The sequence below is a fragment of the Chloroflexaceae bacterium genome, from assembly GCA_025057155.1.
GTDB lineage: Bacteria > Chloroflexota > Chloroflexia > Chloroflexales > Chloroflexaceae > JACAEO01.
Genome location: JANWYD010000090.1, coordinates 1 through 711, shown reverse-complemented (window position 1 = coordinate 711; position 711 = coordinate 1). Strand labels below are relative to the sequence as shown.

Below are 711 nucleotides of genomic sequence, written 5' to 3'. Positions count from 1 at the left end.
CTCGCCGATGAGGGCCTCCGGCTCGGGGAAGACCTCGCCGTAGAGCAGGTTGAAGCGCCGGGCCAGCTCGCGCGCCAGCTCGACGTGGGCCTGATTGTCCTTGCCGACCGGCACGATGTGCGCGCGCGGCAGCAGGATGTCGGCGGCCTGCAGCACCGGGTAGCCGAGCAGGCCGAAGGGCATGGACTCCAGATTGGCGTCGCGGGCCATCTCCTTGAGCGTGGGGAGGCGCTCCAGGCGCGGCACCGTCACCAGCATCTCCAGAAGCAGGTTGAGTTCGTATGTCTCCGGGATGGCCGACTGCACGAAGATGGTGCTCAGGTCGGGGTCAATGCCTACGGCCAGATAGTCGAGCACCGTCTCGCGGATGTAGGTGGGGATTTCGCGGATGAAGTTGCGCTCGGGCCGCGTGGTGAGCGTGTGCAAGTCGGCGATGATGAAGAACGACTCGTACTCGTGCTGCAGCTTCACGCGGTTGGCCAGGCTGCCCACATAGTGCCCCAGGTGCAGCCGCCCCGTAGGCCGGTCGCCGGTGAGTAAACGTTTCTTCATTGCAAGCTCCTTTCTTTCACCACAGAGAACACGGAGTTCACGGAGAACTAGCCGTGGATCAGGCGTTTGATGCCGTCCTTGAGCAGCGGCACGTTGAAGTTGATCAACAAACCCACGCGGAGGCCGGTCAGTCTTAGGTAGGTCAACAGCTGTGCCTCG

Annotated in this window: 2 protein-coding genes; both read right to left on the bottom strand. The window is 63.4% G+C overall.

What is annotated here, in order from left to right:
* Positions 1–552 (bottom strand): tryptophan--tRNA ligase (gene trpS / locus NZU74_20425; protein ID MCS6883695.1); only part of this gene is annotated, 552 nt, incomplete at its 3' end.
* Positions 553–599: 47 nt separating this feature from the next.
* The gene (locus tag NZU74_20420; protein MCS6883694.1) at positions 600–698 is read right to left on the bottom strand and encodes a GxxExxY protein; all 99 of its coding nucleotides are present in this window, start codon (positions 696–698) and stop codon (positions 600–602) included.
* Positions 699–711: the final 13 nt, after the last annotated feature.